Source organism: Exiguobacterium sp. N4-1P, assembly GCF_002214325.1.
Genome location: NZ_CP022236.1, coordinates 1,185,665 through 1,202,021, shown reverse-complemented (window position 1 = coordinate 1,202,021; position 16,357 = coordinate 1,185,665). Strand labels below are relative to the sequence as shown.

At 44.0% G+C, this 16,357-nt stretch carries 19 protein-coding genes and 1 pseudogene; 2 read left to right on the top strand and 18 right to left on the bottom strand.

From position 1 onward, the window contains the following. Positions 1–11 precede the first annotated feature (11 nt). The 6 genes from A0126_RS06105 to A0126_RS06080 all read right to left on the bottom strand — a co-directional run bounded on the left by A0126_RS06105 (position 12) and on the right by A0126_RS06080 (position 5,790). Positions 12–974 (bottom strand): glycoside transferase, encoded by a 963-nt coding sequence (locus A0126_RS06105; RefSeq protein WP_088836860.1) that lies wholly within the window; start codon positions 972–974, stop codon positions 12–14. Continuing rightward, complete coding sequence (locus A0126_RS06100) at positions 971–2,200, bottom strand: glycosyltransferase family 2 protein (protein ID WP_088836859.1); 1,230 nt, start codon at positions 2,198–2,200, stop codon at positions 971–973. Before A0126_RS06100 ends, A0126_RS06105 begins: the two co-directional genes overlap by 4 nt. After that, complete coding sequence (locus tag A0126_RS06095) at positions 2,197–2,967, bottom strand: hypothetical protein (RefSeq protein WP_088836858.1); 771 nt, start codon at positions 2,965–2,967, stop codon at positions 2,197–2,199. The genes A0126_RS06100 and A0126_RS06095 overlap by 4 nt, the downstream gene beginning before the upstream one ends. A 191-nt stretch (positions 2,968–3,158) precedes the next feature. Further along, positions 3,159–3,926 (bottom strand): ABC transporter permease, encoded by a 768-nt coding sequence (locus A0126_RS06090; protein ID WP_088836857.1) that lies wholly within the window; start codon positions 3,924–3,926, stop codon positions 3,159–3,161. 1 nt (position 3,927) lies between these two features. Next, positions 3,928–4,851 carry an ATP-binding cassette domain-containing protein gene (locus tag A0126_RS06085; protein ID WP_239456869.1) on the bottom strand — a complete coding sequence of 308 codons (924 nt, stop codon included), beginning with the start codon at positions 4,849–4,851 and terminating at the stop codon, positions 3,928–3,930. A gap of 129 nt (positions 4,852–4,980) precedes the next feature. Then, positions 4,981–5,790 carry a transporter substrate-binding domain-containing protein gene (locus A0126_RS06080; protein ID WP_088836856.1) on the bottom strand — a complete coding sequence of 270 codons (810 nt, stop codon included), beginning with the start codon at positions 5,788–5,790 and terminating at the stop codon, positions 4,981–4,983. Positions 5,791–5,995: 205 nt separating this feature from the next. Here A0126_RS06080 and A0126_RS06075 point away from each other — a divergent pair, with 205 nt between their 5' ends. Continuing rightward, complete coding sequence (locus A0126_RS06075) at positions 5,996–6,637, top strand: SDR family oxidoreductase (protein WP_088836855.1); 642 nt, start codon at positions 5,996–5,998, stop codon at positions 6,635–6,637. A gap of 43 nt (positions 6,638–6,680) precedes the next feature. Here A0126_RS06075 and A0126_RS06070 read toward each other — a convergent pair whose 3' ends face one another. From A0126_RS06070 to A0126_RS06050, 5 genes and pseudogenes are all read right to left on the bottom strand, one after another. Beyond that, positions 6,681–7,709 carry an ABC transporter permease gene (locus A0126_RS06070; RefSeq protein WP_088836854.1) on the bottom strand — a complete coding sequence of 343 codons (1,029 nt, stop codon included), beginning with the start codon at positions 7,707–7,709 and terminating at the stop codon, positions 6,681–6,683. Between the two features lie 71 nt (positions 7,710–7,780). Next, a complete protein-coding gene (locus A0126_RS06065) occupies positions 7,781–8,203 on the bottom strand; it encodes a MarR family winged helix-turn-helix transcriptional regulator (RefSeq protein WP_088836853.1) in 423 nt (140 codons plus the stop codon). Positions 8,204–8,268: 65 nt separating this feature from the next. After that, positions 8,269–8,763, bottom strand: coding sequence for a VanZ family protein (locus A0126_RS06060; RefSeq protein ID WP_157898468.1), 495 nt, complete (start codon positions 8,761–8,763; stop codon positions 8,269–8,271). A 155-nt stretch (positions 8,764–8,918) separates the two neighbouring features. Continuing rightward, positions 8,919–9,284, bottom strand: a pseudogene (locus tag A0126_RS06055) (IS3 family transposase); the annotation flags it as partial. 290 nt (positions 9,285–9,574) lie between these two features. Then, positions 9,575–10,309 carry a nuclease-related domain-containing protein gene (locus A0126_RS06050; protein ID WP_088838463.1) on the bottom strand — a complete coding sequence of 245 codons (735 nt, stop codon included), beginning with the start codon at positions 10,307–10,309 and terminating at the stop codon, positions 9,575–9,577. Between the two features lie 132 nt (positions 10,310–10,441). Between A0126_RS06050 and A0126_RS06045 the strand changes: the two genes are divergently transcribed. Then, positions 10,442–10,747 carry a hypothetical protein gene (locus A0126_RS06045; RefSeq protein WP_088836850.1) on the top strand — a complete coding sequence of 102 codons (306 nt, stop codon included), beginning with the start codon at positions 10,442–10,444 and terminating at the stop codon, positions 10,745–10,747. Between the two features lie 103 nt (positions 10,748–10,850). Here A0126_RS06045 and A0126_RS06040 read toward each other — a convergent pair whose 3' ends face one another. The 7 genes from A0126_RS06040 to A0126_RS06010 form a co-directional block, all read right to left on the bottom strand. Then, positions 10,851–11,066: a hypothetical protein gene (locus A0126_RS06040; protein WP_088836849.1), complete on the bottom strand. Its 216-nt coding sequence runs from the start codon at positions 11,064–11,066 to the stop codon at positions 10,851–10,853. Between the two features lie 97 nt (positions 11,067–11,163). Next, the gene (locus A0126_RS06035) at positions 11,164–11,799 is read right to left on the bottom strand and encodes an ABC transporter ATP-binding protein (protein WP_239456867.1); all 636 of its coding nucleotides are present in this window, start codon (positions 11,797–11,799) and stop codon (positions 11,164–11,166) included. Positions 11,800–11,812: 13 nt separating this feature from the next. After that, a complete protein-coding gene (locus tag A0126_RS06030) occupies positions 11,813–13,228 on the bottom strand; it encodes a hypothetical protein (RefSeq protein WP_088836847.1) in 1,416 nt (471 codons plus the stop codon). Next, a complete protein-coding gene (locus A0126_RS06025; RefSeq protein ID WP_088836846.1) occupies positions 13,225–13,983 on the bottom strand; it encodes an ABC transporter permease in 759 nt (252 codons plus the stop codon). The genes A0126_RS06030 and A0126_RS06025 overlap by 4 nt, the downstream gene beginning before the upstream one ends. Positions 13,984–14,001: 18 nt before the next feature. Next, a complete protein-coding gene (locus tag A0126_RS06020; RefSeq protein WP_088836845.1) occupies positions 14,002–14,757 on the bottom strand; it encodes a permease prefix domain 1-containing protein in 756 nt (251 codons plus the stop codon). Then, positions 14,747–15,091, bottom strand: a complete 345-nt coding sequence (locus A0126_RS06015; RefSeq protein ID WP_088836844.1) for a PadR family transcriptional regulator — start codon at positions 15,089–15,091, stop codon at positions 14,747–14,749. Before A0126_RS06015 ends, A0126_RS06020 begins: the two co-directional genes overlap by 11 nt. A gap of 473 nt (positions 15,092–15,564) precedes the next feature. Then, positions 15,565–16,302, bottom strand: coding sequence for a Bax inhibitor-1/YccA family protein (locus tag A0126_RS06010; RefSeq protein WP_088836843.1), 738 nt, complete (start codon positions 16,300–16,302; stop codon positions 15,565–15,567). Positions 16,303–16,357: the final 55 nt, after the last annotated feature.

Sequence of the window (16,357 nt, the reverse complement as noted above, 5' to 3'; positions counted from 1 at the left end):
GGTACTTTTGATTAACGATTTGATTCAATCGCAGCATTTAAATAATCAAATACATGTGTAGTTTTAGCATTGGTTAAGTCGATTGTTTTCAGACGTTGCTCAGTCTTATTTTTTAAGTCACCGTCTAAATACGAAAGCAACATTGCATATACTGTGCTCGATTCATCATTAGATTTTGGAGCTCCTGTTTTTAAATCATAACGCGTATAGATTTTACCTTTTAATAATTCGTTACTGATGAATTGATCGAAAGATTTATCCTTCCTACCAGTCAGTTCCTTATAAGCAATTGCTATTAAAACTTGATCAATCATATTAACTTCAGCATCATTCGCAAACTGATATATTTGTTTATCTGGAAAATATATTTCCGAAAAAAATGGTCCACTTCTTTTAGATTCTAGAAGAATTTTTTTCATTTCATCAAATTGACCCAATCGTTTTACTGATTGACTATCCAAATAGTTAATATGGAGCGTTTTCGCCTTTTCTTGAAACTTCCAATCGTAAAAATCAATCAAAACGTTTGACCGAATCATATTTTTTTTAACGCTATCGTCAATCTTTGTAGCAATTTCTTTATATTTTTGCTTTTCAAACACTTTAGCAGCTAAATGTAATGCATTACTTATTCTAAAATCATCTACGATGGCATTAGTTGAAGTTGTATTATTTAATTCCCACTTAATAAATAGATTATCTGATTCGTTAACAAAGAAATTGTTTTCTAATACTTTCACCTGTTCCTCGAATCGTTTTTCGTCATTGATTTCAACTAAATAAGTCATATACTGTCCAATACTTTCAGCGAGATGCATAGATTCGACTTTATCATAATCACGAATCAGACCTTTTTCCATGTAGGAATTTTCAATTTGATTCACGATTTCATCTTGATTTTTCATAGTAAAGTAAACGCCTCCAGCAGCTATACACAGTATAATTACGATAACACCTAAGATAATTCGTTTCATGATTGCTCTACTTTGACACGTTTCGTTTTATCCCATACAATCACTTCATTATTGAGCTTACTTTTCACATATGCAAAAACACCTCGGAATAAAAGTACGACAAATAATTGAGCATATGTAAAATACATTATCAGGCCAATCAATACATTAAGTGGTGTCGCAGTTTTTTCTAATTCTTGTGCTGCTAAAATTTGAATAGTATAGACTAAATAAGTCATAAACCAAAACATGATTAATGGGGTGCTCACTTCATCAAAAGCGTAGCCAAACAACCCTAGTATCAAGACTGTGTCTGAAATAAGCAGTAAGAAAATAAATAAAAGGTAGGTCAAGATATGTTGCAATGAATGGACAAGTGTACGTCCCTTCCAAAATTCTTTAGTCACAAATGCTTTTTCCAATAAATATATATTCCCTAACATCCAACGTGTTCGTTGTTTCATATACACTTTCAAGTTTTCAGGTTCTTGCTCCCATGTCTCTGACTCGTATACGACAGGTAGTTTGTAACCAAGTGCTGTTATCCGCATAGTTAATTCTGCATCTTCAGCTAGTGCATACGGATCATATCCACCTAATTCTTCAATTACACTTCTTTTTAATAACATGTTCGTCCCGGCTAGTGAACCGGTATTAAAAGCTTTCCATCGGCCGCTTTGCATAATTAATTGAAATACTTGAAACTCTATGGCAATCATTCTTGTAAGTATATTCGTATTCGCATTAATCGTTTTTACAACACCTACTGAGCCACAGGCACCTTCAGTTTGAAAGGCAGCCTCTACTAATTTTGTAACAGCATCTGGTTTAGGTTGATTATCAGCATCGTAAATTAAAAAATATTCCGAGTCAGTGATTTTTAATCCATAATTTAATACTCTTGATTTACCAATCGGTTCACCTTTAGGAACAGGAATGTAATGAATCCGACTAAACATTTGAGTAAACTCTAGAGCAATAGTCTTCGTATCATCAGTTGATTGATCATCGAGCAGAAAAACATCAAGTTGACCTGCATAATCAATTGTCATCATCGCTTCTAGTGTTTGTCTCATTACAATTCCCTCATTGTGTGCAGGAATTAAGATAGCTACAGAGGGATAGTCTGTCATGGTTTTAACTTTCGATTTTGAAAATCTATCAACAATTCCGGCGACTGTTAAAAAAGAATAATAAATAAGCATCAACCAAAAAATAGCCATAATCCCGTTTAATAAAAGATTCATTGCGCCACCTCAATTTTTTCCAATGAACTCTCCACAGATTCTTCGACTAGAATAATTTTTGCTTCGAACGGATATTCGATCGAGGTAAAATCGGTACGGAGGTTTTCTAAATAACGTGACCAGGCAATAGTAGCACCTTTTTCCGTAGTATTTTGCAAAAATATAATAAACTCTGTTTTGTTACGTTGTGACATTACATCATAATTTGCGCGAAATACATTTAATCCGGCAACTGTTAGTGTTTGGATAATCGTTTTCTTATTTAAAGTGGAAGGATTAAGGTGGATGTGGATTAAATAATTTAGTTCATTCCGTCGATTTGCTCCAGTAATTAAAAAATCCGTTCTATCTAAAAATTCACTATAAGACAGGAGTTGAGGTGTTTCAGAATAACCCTCAAGAATTTTAACACGGTTTTCTAGTACTTGATTTTCTTCGAAGACCCCTCTCAGTTGTCGAAGCAATAACCAATATAAAAACACGATTATAGAGGATAAAAGATGTTCAAAAATATAAAAAAGCTGAGTTTCATTTGAAGACTTTACAAACCAGGTAATAAGAAGATAAACAAAACCTAGCGACAATACATAAGTAACAAGAATCACAAAATTTTTCCGTCCATTTAGTGCAGTCATTAATACTAAAACAGGCAACACTAGTATAGCTGAAATTGAAATTCTTGATTCTTCATTCGATACATGCAATACATAAATAGAGCAAGTTAACAGAGCAATCAAAATAAGTAATGAAAAACCATATTTCTTCATAAGGTATCTCCCAGCCTGAAAATTTTTATCAATTAATTATTACTGACATTAATTTATTTTAAAGGCATTTATGGGTTTAGTATACTAATTTTTTAAAAACGTACATTTGATGTTAATTTTTATAAAAAATCTCGCCTACATCGAATAAATATTTATTCGATGTAGGCGAGATTTATATTTTGCTAATCAAATCATTTTTTTAACGCTCCCCGTGCATTCAGTGCCGCAAACACAACCATCGCAAGACTGAGAACAGCCGCGACAAGCACCCCTTGCGTATAGACACTCCAGTCAATCGTCTCACGTAGCAAAACGGCCCGCATCCCTTCCATGATATAGGTCGTCGGGTTGATCGTCGCAGCTATCTTTAACCATTCCGCCTCAATCAATTCTTTCGGGACGAATGTCGTCGATAAGAAAATCAACGGGAAGAACAACAACGTTCCGGCTTGTGCCGCCTGTGCATTGCGTGTTTTCAAGGCGACCCCGACCGAATAGCCGGCAAAGGCGAGTCCGAAGCCAAGCGCAAGGACAATCGTCAGGAAAAAACCGGCAGCTCCGGCAGGAATCGATAATCCAAGTAAAAAGCCCATCCCGAAAATCAACAGTGTTTGGACGAACAACTGCAACATCCCGGCAATCATCGGGCCGAGGACGATCGCCGTCCGCGAGACCGGTGTCAAAAGCAGTCGTGCAAAATATCCACTTTCGATATCCTTGACGAGGGCTTGTCCCGCGCCCCCTGCTCCACCGACGGCACCAGAAACGATCGAGACGGGTAAGATGAAGTTCAAATAATCGACGCCCCCGAACTGAGGTAAGCTCGAGATGCCGGATAAACCACTCGTGTAGACGAGCAAAAAGAACACACTGATGATCAGGTTTGGGATGAAGGAGAATGGATTACGAAGTGTCACGAGCAAACTCCGTTTCGTCAAAATCAAGGTTTCACGCCACATCTCAATCACGCTCCTTATAGACTTGACCGGTCAACTGAATGAAGACGTCGTCGAGCGACGGTTGCTTGACGAGTAATGATTTCGCCGTCAGTTGGTGTTCATCCAAATAACGGACGACATTTTTTAAGCTTTCCGTCCCGCTCGACGGTAAGATGACCGTCGCCTTTTCGACCCGACCGTCGAAGTTCTCACTGAGCCGACGCATCGCGTGTTCATCGTCGAGGACGACTTCGATCCGCTCTTCCCCACTCGTCGCTTTCAGCTCAGCAGCTGTCCCTTCTGCGATCAGTTTTCCTTCATTGATAATGGCAATCCGGTCGGCCAATTGATCGGCTTCTTCGAGATACTGTGTCGTCAGGAAAATCGTCGTTCCGTATTCTTCATTCAAGCGTCGGACTTCCGTCCAAATCTGGAGGCGACTGGACGGATCAAGACCGGTCGTCGGCTCATCGAGAAACAGGACGGGTGGACGATGGACTAACGTCAACGCTAAGTCGAGCCGTCGCTTCATTCCGCCGGAGTAAGTACCGGATCGTCGCTTGCCGTCGCCACTTAACCCGACGAGTTCAAGCAGCTCTGTCGCACGCCGTTCCGCTTCCTTCGCTTCAAAACCAAACAGCTTACCTTGGAGGACGAGTAATTCGTATCCGGTCAAATCTTCATCAATCCCTGTGTCCTGGAGTGCAACACCGATTTGGAGCCGAACTTTCTTTTCATCCCGCTTAATGTCAAATTGATTAATCGTCGCACTGCCTGAACTCGCCGTAATCAGTGTCGTCAACATTTGGACCATCGTCGACTTCCCAGCGCCGTTCGGTCCTAAAAAAGCAAAGATTTCGCCCTTGTCCACATGAAAGGAAATTGCATCGACAACCTTTTTCCCGTCGTATTCCTTCGTCAAATCCTGCACATCGATCATCGTCATCCATCCTCTCCACCTAAAAAGAAGCGATTTTAATTTATTTCCCCTGTTTTGATGACAATGAAGCGAAAAAAACTGCACCGCTCTTTTTAAAAGAGAACAGTGCAGTCTGAAAAAATCATTCTATTGTAGTTACGATGCGACTAACCATTTTTCCTTCAAGGCATCGATTTCCTGGCTGCCTTCATAAGAATTCATCCACAAGTTCATCACATCGAGAACGTCCGGTTGCCGTTCCCGGACGAGATAACTTTTTTCAGCAGGGATCCATTTTTCCGTGATTTTCGGTGCCCCGAGTCGTTCGTCGAGTGAAGCATAGTGAACAGCCTCGACCGTATCGGTAATCATGACATCGACTTCACCCGTCGCGACGGCTGCCGGAATGGCTAAGTTATCCGTGTACATGACGATACGGGCACGATCGAACGTCTGACGGACGAACTGCTCGTTCGTTCCCCCCGGATTCAGACCGATTGTAATGTCCGGACGATTGATGGCAGCAATTGATGTCAAACGGTTTAAGTCACTTTTGCGGACGAGTGGTGTCTTTTGGAAAGACAAGTAACTTTTCGTGAAGTCACCAATGATTTCGCGTTCGATGTTTTTTGTCACGCCGCCGACAACCATATCGAATTTACCGGCACGTAAGTCGCGCGTCAACGTCGGCCACGTCGTCGGGACGAATTCGACTTCAAGTCCTGCTGTTTTTGCAAACGAGCGGATGACCTCGATATCGAACCCTTCATAGTCATTCGTCTGACGGTTCAAGTAGGTGAACGGTTTATAATCCCCCGTCGTCCCGACGATGATTTTTTTATCGGAAAAGACATCACGTGTCCGTTCCTCTTTCTTTGGGGAAACAAACTCTCGCAACCGCGTCACCGCGAACAAACTCGAAATAACAAGACTTCCTCCAAGCACGACTCCCTGCAGTTTATTCACCTAGCTCGCATCCTCTCTCTATCTCGTTCTATTTTGTATAGTACTCAAAAGAGTATCACATCCCTGTCCGTTCTAAAAGATTTTTTTGATTATTTCGTCAAATCGTGTTTCAACGTTTTTTCGTGCGAAGCCCTCTCGATTGCATTTGACGATGCGTTTCTTTCATAATAGGAAAGAATCGATTAGCGAAATGGAGGAATGTAAGATGAGTAAAGTATTCATTATTGGAGCGAACGGGAAAGTAGGACGGCACGTCGCCAAACAATTGAGTGACTCAACTCATGAAGTCCGCGTCGGTCTGCGGTCACCTGACCAGTTTTCTGACTTTGAAGCACTCGGACTGACTCCTGTCCTGCTTGATCTCGAGCAGAACATGGCATCGATCCAGGACGCACTCGGAGATAGCGACGTCGTCATCTTCACAGCGGGATCCGGCGGACACACCGGTGCCGATAAGACGATGTTGATTGACTTAGACGGTGCCGCTAAATCAATCGCGGCAGCAGAGCAACAAGAAGCGAAACAATTCATCATGGTCAGTGCCTTGAACGCCGACTCGCCGGAAACTTGGTCTGACAGCATGAAACCGTATTATGTCGCAAAACACTATGCCGACCGGTTGTTACGTGACAGCAAACTCAACTATACGATTTTGCGTCCCGGCGGTTTATCAGACGATGCCGGAACAGGTGCCGTCACGACCGACCCGTCTGATGCGGATACAAAATCGATTGCCCGTGAAGATGTCGCAGCCGTCATCGTTGCTTCAATCGGACAAGAAACGGCATCCCGTCAAACAATTACACTCCTCGAAGGCGATACACCCATCGCTGACGTATTTGCATAAAACGAAAAACGAGCGACCCCGATTCCGGAGGTCACTCGTTTTTTCATGACGCTTGTTTCACTTCAACGATGTGTGCTTGTTCGCGACGGATTGCCGTTACAATCAACGTAACGCCTAACGTCACAATTAAGATCATTACCAGGTTAAAGGCATACTGCGAGATATCTCCATCAAAGTAAATTAATCGTGTCAGTCCTGCGACTGCATTCGGGACGGGAAGAAACTGACCGAGCGACTGATAGAACGGTGCGAGCATCGATGGTGGCACGATATTTCCTGCCGTCATCAACTGGAACGGAATCAACGCGACGTTGACGAGCGGTGCGATTGGTCCGAATATCGCAAAGTTCATTTGCGTGACACTGATACAGGCTGCTGTTAATAAGACTTGGAATCCCCAGACTTTTAAAAAGGATGCTGCACTATCCGAGAACAAGAAGGCAATCGTCACCATGACAAGTGGCACGACGACAAGAACGATGCCATGCAACAATTGTTTACTCCAAAAGAGCGACCACTTTTGATGTTGCTTCTGAAGAGTTTGTGTCACGAGATTAAACTGAATCCCCATCGTCATGACAGCGATGTAAATGACGAAGCCAAGGATGATCGGTAACATCGACGTCGAGAATTCTGACACGTGATGTTCGATGATGATATCGGATGTGAACGGGACGTCTCCATTCAGTTGATTGACGATTTGTCCCGCTCCCTGTTTCAAGATTCCATTAGCAAACTCTGCATTGGCTTGGTTGACATGGAACGTCAAGCGCTGTTCATTCGTCAAATCCGCGACGAGGACCATTTCGACATCACCCTGGTCAAGTTGCTTCAGTCCGGTTTCTGTTGAATTGACTTGCGAGACGGTAAATGGACTTTCAGCTTTGAACTGTTGATAGAAATCTGCCGAGCCTTGATCCGCCACGACCGCGACGCGTAATTGATCCAGTCGTTCCGTCGCACCCTGGTACCCTGTCATCCAGACGACGAGGAAGAGAACCGGTACGACGAGGGCGAACATGAGCCCGACTTTCGTTTGTGTGATTGCAAATACGTCTTTCATTGTCTTCATTTTTGTATCCCCTTTTTATGTGCATTGCTTATAATAGCATGTGCAACTATTAAACCAAAAAAGAAAACCACTCACGTCACATTTTTGTGAATGGTTTCAAGCGTCCGAATGAACTGTTCAATCTCCGCTTTCGTCAGCCCTTGAAACGCTTGTTCTTGCAACGCATCAAGCGTCGGTTCAAGCAATTCAAGCACGTGGACACCCTCTTTTGTTGTCAAAAGAATGAACGCACGGCGATCTCTCGGATCAGACGTTCGCATGACGAACCCTTTTTTGACAAGCTTATCAAGAATCTTCCCAACTGTCGTTTGATCCCGTTCCGTCACGAGCGCTAACTGTTTTTGGGAAACACCTTCTTGCTTATGCAATTCACTTAAGACAGAGAGTTGTTCCGGTGTCAGACCGTGCACGTCCATCCGCTTCGTCGCCGCCCGTTTAAATGAATGATAGCTGCGCGACAGCTGCATGCCAAGCGACCAATCGACTTCCTTCACATGCTTCCCCTTCTTTCCGATAAATAGTTGCACTACTTATTATTTCGACTTACTCACTATACTGGTCAGGAAGAGGAGTTGTCAATGACCTTTCTTGAATCGTCGGTGTTTCTATTTTTCTGGTTAGCGGCACGGATCCTTTTCAATATTCCAGATATGATTAGCACACCGAACGCCGTTCCTAATGTGTTCAACCACACATCATCGACGTCAAAACTACGGTAGTTGTAGCCGATGAACAGACCTATTATCGCTTGAGTCGATTCAATGCCTATACTCATCATAAAGCCCAGCATGATGACGTTCCGTCGCTTCATCATCGGATAGAGAACTAACAAAAAGATTCCTAACGGTACAAACAAAAGAACATTTCCCATGACCTGGATCAAAAAAGCTTCGCCTTGTCCTGAATTTACCGTATCAAGCAGCAGTTTGAACGGAAGGAAGTTATGATGTTCCCCATGCTGTTCACGAATTACTTCATCAATCAAACTTCGTTGAACGGGTAATGGGAATAACGTAAGTGACACGACGCCGGCAAGATAAACGGAAAGTAACATCCAGTAACTAAAGCGTCGTCCTGAAATTTTACCTTGTGTGACGCGGTAAGAAAGAATAAGTAAACAAATCGTAATCATCAAAAAACAAGGAAGTTCGAAGGTCAGCTGAACTGCGCCCTATAGTTTGGACAATTTAATAAAAGCACCTTTATTGTTTAAGCTGCTATGAGATGGCTTCGGTATTGTGCCGGAGTCATCTTTTGTAGTTTCCATTGTCTTCGTTCGCTATTGTAATAGTCAATGTATACATCGACCATAGCGCAGACCTCATCGAGGTCAGATGCTAATTGATAATCGACATAATCTTTCAAGTGCCCAAAGAATGATTCCATCGGGGCATTATCCAGGCAGTTTCCTCGACGTGACATGGATTGAACCATCCCCATCTCACGAATCCGTGCTTGATAAGCAGGATGCGTATAATGGAAACCTTGATCGGAGTGTATCATGGCTTCCGGATGTGTATTCCCTTGAAGTCGTTCTGCGAGTTTATTCGTCGTATGACGTAAATCTTGAATTCTCCCTTGTATTGGATGGTGCGATCCGATACCGAGGCTACGTGGGGATTCGCTTCAAGTTGTCTGATTTGATCTGGATTAAAGGTACGTCTGTTCATAAATAGTCCTCCCGTATGAATTGAATAGATATAGTATATCGATATCTCTGAACACAAAAAACCCCGAATGGGGTCTTTTATCAAGTGTCCACCATTTAGGGTTCAGTTCAAGCATGCAAAAGGTAGTCCTTTCTTTAATAAAAATGCTCATTTTATTCGATTAACTTCGACATTATAGTAAGAACGAAGTTACATTTACGACGTAAACGATTTTATCGACTCGATATGCGCGTCTTTAATCATTTGATCGACTTGCGACCGTTGCTTGAGCTCCTCGTAAACGTTATCGACTTGTGCTCGTGTCAAACGATTAACCGTCGCCAGTTTATTGATGGTCCGGCGTAACTCATTCCGCTTGATGACATGGACATGGCTCGAATCGACCGTGATTTTCTTCAGTTCGCACCGTTCACTGAAGACGATCAGTGAATGGTAAACCGCTTCATCTACCGTTCCTGACAAAAACTTTTGAAGACTCTTCAGGTGCTGTTCATTTTGTTTGATCGGATTGTAAAACCGTTGTTTAAACCGATTCTTGAACATCTGTGTCCACTGACGGTCGACTTCTTTCCCGAAAATCCAGCCGCTGTAGTTTTTCGATTCGAGGACGTAAATCCCGCTCTCATGAATGAACGTGACGTCGATTTCCGTCATGCCTTTCCCCCGTGCTTTTGGTACATATGTATTGATGACAAACTTTCCGTATCCGTCGATTTTTTCAAGTTCGCGTGTCGTCAAGTACTCGCCCCACAGTCCTTTGTCACGGACCGCTTTGAGGAATCGTTCTTGTGTTACTTGCTTATACGTACTACGTTCAAATGAGCGGCGCCGTAAGTAATACAGACTTGAGAGCGTCACGACGAAACCAACGAACATGACACCACCTATGAGGACTAACAACGGAATTAACGATACAATGATTTTTTCCACTTTTTTCATTCCTTTCACCTAAAAAACCTTTATTTACCACTAATTAAGAATAAACGTATTCTTATGACTTTTCCACTATTTGTTACATGGTACAGTCTATGCTACGGTGAACAAAAGGAGGTGGATGCATTGATGGATGCTTTATTCACATGGTTGCCCGTCTTGTTTCTTGCCATCATCTGGCAATCGATTTCACAACAACTAGCCAAGCAGCGGATCCAGCAACAGCAATTAACGAAGGAAATTAAACGTATTCAAATTCACCTTGGAATGCCGGGAGTAGATGCGGATGAGGTTAAACTCCAACATCAAGTTAAACACCTTCTTCAAGAGGATCAGATGGTGGAAGCTGTTAAACTAGTCCGAAATCAACTTGGTTATTCATTACTCGAAGCTAAGCAGTATGTCGATTCTCTTCATTTTGATTCATCAAACTAAAAAGACAGGCAAACCTTCCCTAAGTGAGTGGAAAGTTTGCCTGTTTAATTCGGTGGATAAATTATTTGCTTTCCTTCAATTATTGTCATAATTTAAAACATCATTATGAATTATACCCAAATGATAACGTGCTGACGATGAAACCAATCGTCGCAAAGATGAAAAACGTACAACACATCGTCAACAAGACCAACAACGGTTTTGGCAGCTGAACTTTCACTTTCCAAATTGCCACGAGGAGCAGGGCGTTCAAGAGCAGGAATCCGAATAAAAATGTAAACAAGCCGAGCCGTTCCTTCATCATGAAGATTAAATCCATGTCATTCTTCCCTTCTTCGATCTGTCAGTCAAACACATCTGTGATTATTTTCTCGATTTATTAATCATTACAAAAATATCCAAAAAAGACAATCAGATTATTGATTCACTTTTTTTAACTGTGCATTTTGAATCTTATAGACTTCGTCACATAACAAATCGATGTCCTGTTGATGATGACTCGTCAGGAAAATCGTCCGCCCTTCTTCTTTATACTGCACGAGCAGTGTTCGAATCCGCTCGACACTTTCTGCATCGAGTGCATTAAACGGCTCATCGAGTAACAAGACTTGTTGATTTTCCATGATGGCTTGCGCGATTCCAAGTTTTTGCTTCATTCCGAGCGAATAATGTTTGACCTTTTGGGTCAAATTCGGTGCCAGTCCGACTTGTTCCATCGCCCGGCGAATCGTCACATCATCGACTTTATTTTGAATCCGGGCGAGTTCCTTTAAATTCGTGAATCCATCCAGTTGACCGATATAGCCCGGTCGTTCAATTAAGATGCCGAAGTCTTTCGGAAAGCGGTGTTTCCCCGTCAAGCTTTGTCCGTCGACTTCAATCGTGCCCGCGTCCGGAAAGACAAACCCGCATAACATCTTAAATAACACGGACTTACCGGACCCGTTGACACCCGTTATCCCATAAATTTTTCCCAGTTCGAACGAGGCGTTCAGGTCGTGAAATAATTCATGTCCTTTATATTGTTTGCTGACGTTCGTTAATGTAATCATCATATTTTCCCCCTTAATGATTTGTCCGGACGTGTTTTTTTAAAACGAACTGGATGATGATATAAACGAAGAGGCTTGCTCCAACTAGTTGGAGACTGATCGTGTAAGCGGAATGATCGAGCAATTGAACTGTTCCGTTTCGTCCAATCGGAATCCAGTCGTTTTGAACGAGTGGTAACAGTGCGACCATCCCTCCTCCGATCCAGTAAATCCCTTGAACGGCTTCGCGCGTCCAGTACAAGACCAAAAACAGAATCAATCCGTACACGATGAGTTGGAGTGTCCCGTTGATGATTGTCTGGTAAAGAATCGTCGCGAGATCAACTGACAAACCGTTCACCTTTGTCGTCCACTCGACGCCCCGTAAAAATGCAAAAAGTGTCGCTAAACCGACGAGACCGATAACCGTTCCGGTTGCTGTCACTAAAAGCCGCGCCAATTGTTTCGAAAACCATCGATTCAACGACCGGTGCCGGATGATGTGATAAAGTCCTTGATCGATGACGTCCCGTTCATATCGTTGCGTCAGCAGGTAGGTATAGCCAAAAAATAAGACGGCATGATTCAAATATGCCTGCAGCGTGAAACCATCAGACCGGACGCCGCTGAATACGGTCAGTAAGTAATCACCATACGTCTGATTCGCCGGCTGCATCAAGAAAATCAATGCACAACATACTAGATAGAGAGCGGATGAACCGCCGCTGTTCGGCAAACGAATCGGCCGGTCAAGAAGCAAAAATCCGATGCCCAGGACAAAAACGCAACCTATCCAAAATTCATACGCCTGATGCGCAAGCAGTGCGGCTAACGACAACAGGAAAAATAGGCTCGGAAGTCCGATTTTAAAGGCAAGCCCTGTCCCGAGAAACAGCAGGCCCGAAAGCAGGTACAAGAGTTTCCGCTGCTTCGTCCACAGGTAGAAAAAACCCAGTAATAAATGAATCAACAAGCCGCCGACAAATAAAAATTCAAGTTGCAGACAATGGGAAAGCAGCGGCGAAATGTTCAAAAACACCGAGTCTTTTGGGATATAAAATACCTGTCCGGCCCGTGCCGCAAGACTCCAATTCGTTTCAGCCGGTGCCTGCAGTGCAAACAGGTATCCGACAATCGCATACACTAATAAACCCATTCCCCACGATTTAGCGAACCGTCCGGTACTATGTATCAACGCACTCCGTGTATTCCGGAAGCGGATCAACCGGAAATCCGTTAAGTCCCTTTGTATTCGAACAATCGATAACAGGAGAACAAGCAACAAAATATCGTACATCAACAAATAGGTATTCATCGTCACTGCCGTCATTAAATCCCATTGATTAAATTCGATTCCTTTACCAAGCGCTTCCTGTTGATCTTGATACATCCAGATACCCGCAAAAAGCGTCACTTGAAGCCAACAAACCGCATAGACGATCCGGCTCACAGTTCCCACTCCGTCCGCTTCATCCCCGTGATCATCAGTCCGAGCAACATCAATCCCAGGACACTGAACGGAACAAATATCGTCCACAACGGCATCGCGATAATGTTAAACGGGAAAATCGTACTGACGGGCGAAAATTGCGGGACACTGAGCAAACCGGTCGCAAAGTTCAACAGGTGATAAAACAAAAACGGAAGACCGACTGCCAGAAATAATTTCCCGGACAACACTAACAACAGGTAAGCAATTGTCGCATATACCATCGCATTGAGTCCGATCCATCCCGCATAAGCGATCATATACATCCCATCCGTCGTAAAGGCTTGGGTGAACGTCGTCAATGATTCCGGACCCTGTTCATATGTCATCCAGTTCAAGCTCGGCTCTACGAACCGTAAAAACAGCATCCATCCGAGCATCGTCACAAAAAAGACGATAAACGTGATCAAGGCGTTGACGACTCCTTTGGCAATGAGATAGTCCGTTAGCGAAACACGGGTCCGCGCGTACCGGATGAACTGATGATCGATTTCACGGGCGACCGTTGGCAGGTACAGCACACAACAGAGTAACGGAAACGCGACGGCGATAATCGTTCCGGCAGATTCTTCGAACACCCCCTGCCACGTCAAGAATACGTACCCGGTCCGAACCTGGTTAAACTGTAACAGGATAATCAGCGGGAGCAGCAAAGCCAGACATAACGTCCGACGTGTCATGCTTCGTTTTAATTCCGTCCAGATAATCGATTGCAACGGCTTCTCCTCCTTTAGTTATGGTCGTTTTTTCGTGACAAAATACAACAAGATGCTGAGGGCGGGAATCACGATCGACAAGACGGTCGTCGTTCGCGACAGCCGATCCGTCCGGTGCCGCTGAATGATGATCCAGATTGCAAACAAGACATGTGCCGCCGTCAATCCGAGCAAGGCAAATGCTAATCCAATGATAACCGTATCAATCTCATCAAATTCGACTTCCCAACCTTTGTCCGGTGCACCGCTAAGAGATGATGACATGAACGGTTGAAAAACAGCGGGGACGCTTTTTCCATAGCTTTGTTCAAGCGTCACTCGCCCGCCTTCAGCCGACGTACTGTATATCCGGGCTGCCGTGACCATCCACTCTTCTTCGACAACTGTCTTCAGCGGAGCAGAATCAGTTGCCTGCCATTCCTCCCCTAGTTGATATCGAATACCGCTTTCCGAAATATCCGATGTACTCCGGACGATGAAACCACTGAAACCAAACATCAGACTCAACACCAATACGACAATCCCGGCACGTAAAATCCGTTTTGCAAACAACTTTTGGATCAGTTGTAATTCATGGATCAATGCCTGCGATTGTTCTTCACCACCAAATCGATTGATGGCAATTTTCATTGCCGCCTGTTCCGAGTACCCGTCAAACACCAGCTCGGCGACGGTTTCCTCCAAGTGTTGCCGCGTTTCATCTTTCAGTTCCTTCGTTTCCGGCAAATCCGGATCAGCCGAGCGGTAGAGCTGATTTACATACTCATCTATCATCGGGGTCCCCTCCTAAAAACTGATCCATCAATCGTTTGACGACCTGCCATTCCTGCCGTTTCGTCCGCATTAACGCCCGTCCCTCATCCGTCAGGTGGTAATACTTACGGCGTGCCCCACCGGCCGCTTCGTCACTCCAGTACGAGATGACGGCTGTTTTCTTTTCCAGTCGCTTCAGTGAAAGATAAAGTGTTCCTTCTTTTAATTCGAATGCATCGGCGCTTTTTTCACGAACTTCTTTTGCAATTTCATAGCCGTAACGGTCCTTGTCGACTAATAACGCTAAAATCAAGGTGTCGATATGTCCTTTTAACAGCTCTTTATCAATTTCCATCTTATCCCACCACCTCTTACATACAATGTAAAACAATGTACTCTATAATGCAAGGTACTATTTAAAAATGAAGCATGATACCCTAAATGCTTTGCTTCTCGTGACTCCTACGGGAAAAAGCGCAAGGTTTCTTGCGCTGTCAGAGGCTGGCGAGACCCTGCTCATTGTCCGTTAGGAACAAGGAGCAACGGCTTGCGCCTCGCCCGAGGAAAGCACGGGAAGAAAAAAGCATTTGCCCAGCAACGCTTTATCAAAAAAGCACCGTACCCGTCAAAACGGAAACGATGCTCAAATTACAATTAAACGCCCTAGTGAATTCTAATACATATGATGACCACTAATATTTTTACCGTCATAGCACCTTACCAAAACCCTCAGCTACTCGTGACTTCTATCGAAAAAAGCATTTGCCCAGCAACTTTTCATAAAAAAAACCGTCTCCGTTAAAACGGAAACGATGTGTTAAACAGGTTTTAGTCACGCGCGGCTAAACGATACAATAAATCGAGTAACTCGATGTACAGCCAGATGATCGTCACGATCAAACCGAACGCGGCGACCCATTCCATCGACTTCGGTGCCCGTGCCTCGACTTGACGCGAGATGAAGTCGAAGTCCATCACGAGTGACAGCGAGGCGACGATGACGATGACAAACTGAATCCCGATCGCGAGCGGCGAGCTGCCTGTCATGAACGGGAGGTCGACACCGAACAAGGCGAGCAGGAAATTGACACCGTACAAGACGAGAATCGAGAGGATCGCTGCCGTGACAGCGGAACGGAACCGTTGTGTCACTTTAATCATCCCGGTCGTATAGACGAACCACATCGCGAACGAGACGACGAACGTCGCGACGACGGCTTTTCCGACGATGCCTGGGTACATGCTTTCGAACATTAAGGAAATCGCACCGACTGCGACCCCTTCGACCAGCGCATAGACCGGTGAAAGAACAGGTGCCGTAGCCGGTTTAAAGGTGATGACGAGAGCAAGGATCAGTCCAAGAACAATCCCGCCAATCAAAGCCGGGAATAAAAATTGCGGATTCGCGGCTAAAAAGAACCATGTTCCTCCGGCTGCTGCCGTGACGAGGGCGAGCATTAAGAAAATCTTACTCATCGTCCCACTTTTCGTCATCGACCGTTCGCCAGCCCGTGCCGTCTCAAAACCTCGGCGCAGCGCTGGGTTAACTTTAAATCGTGATGCCATCTTGCGTTCACTCCTTTTAATTTCTCTGTGTCTTATTACGAATCGTTCCCGAAAA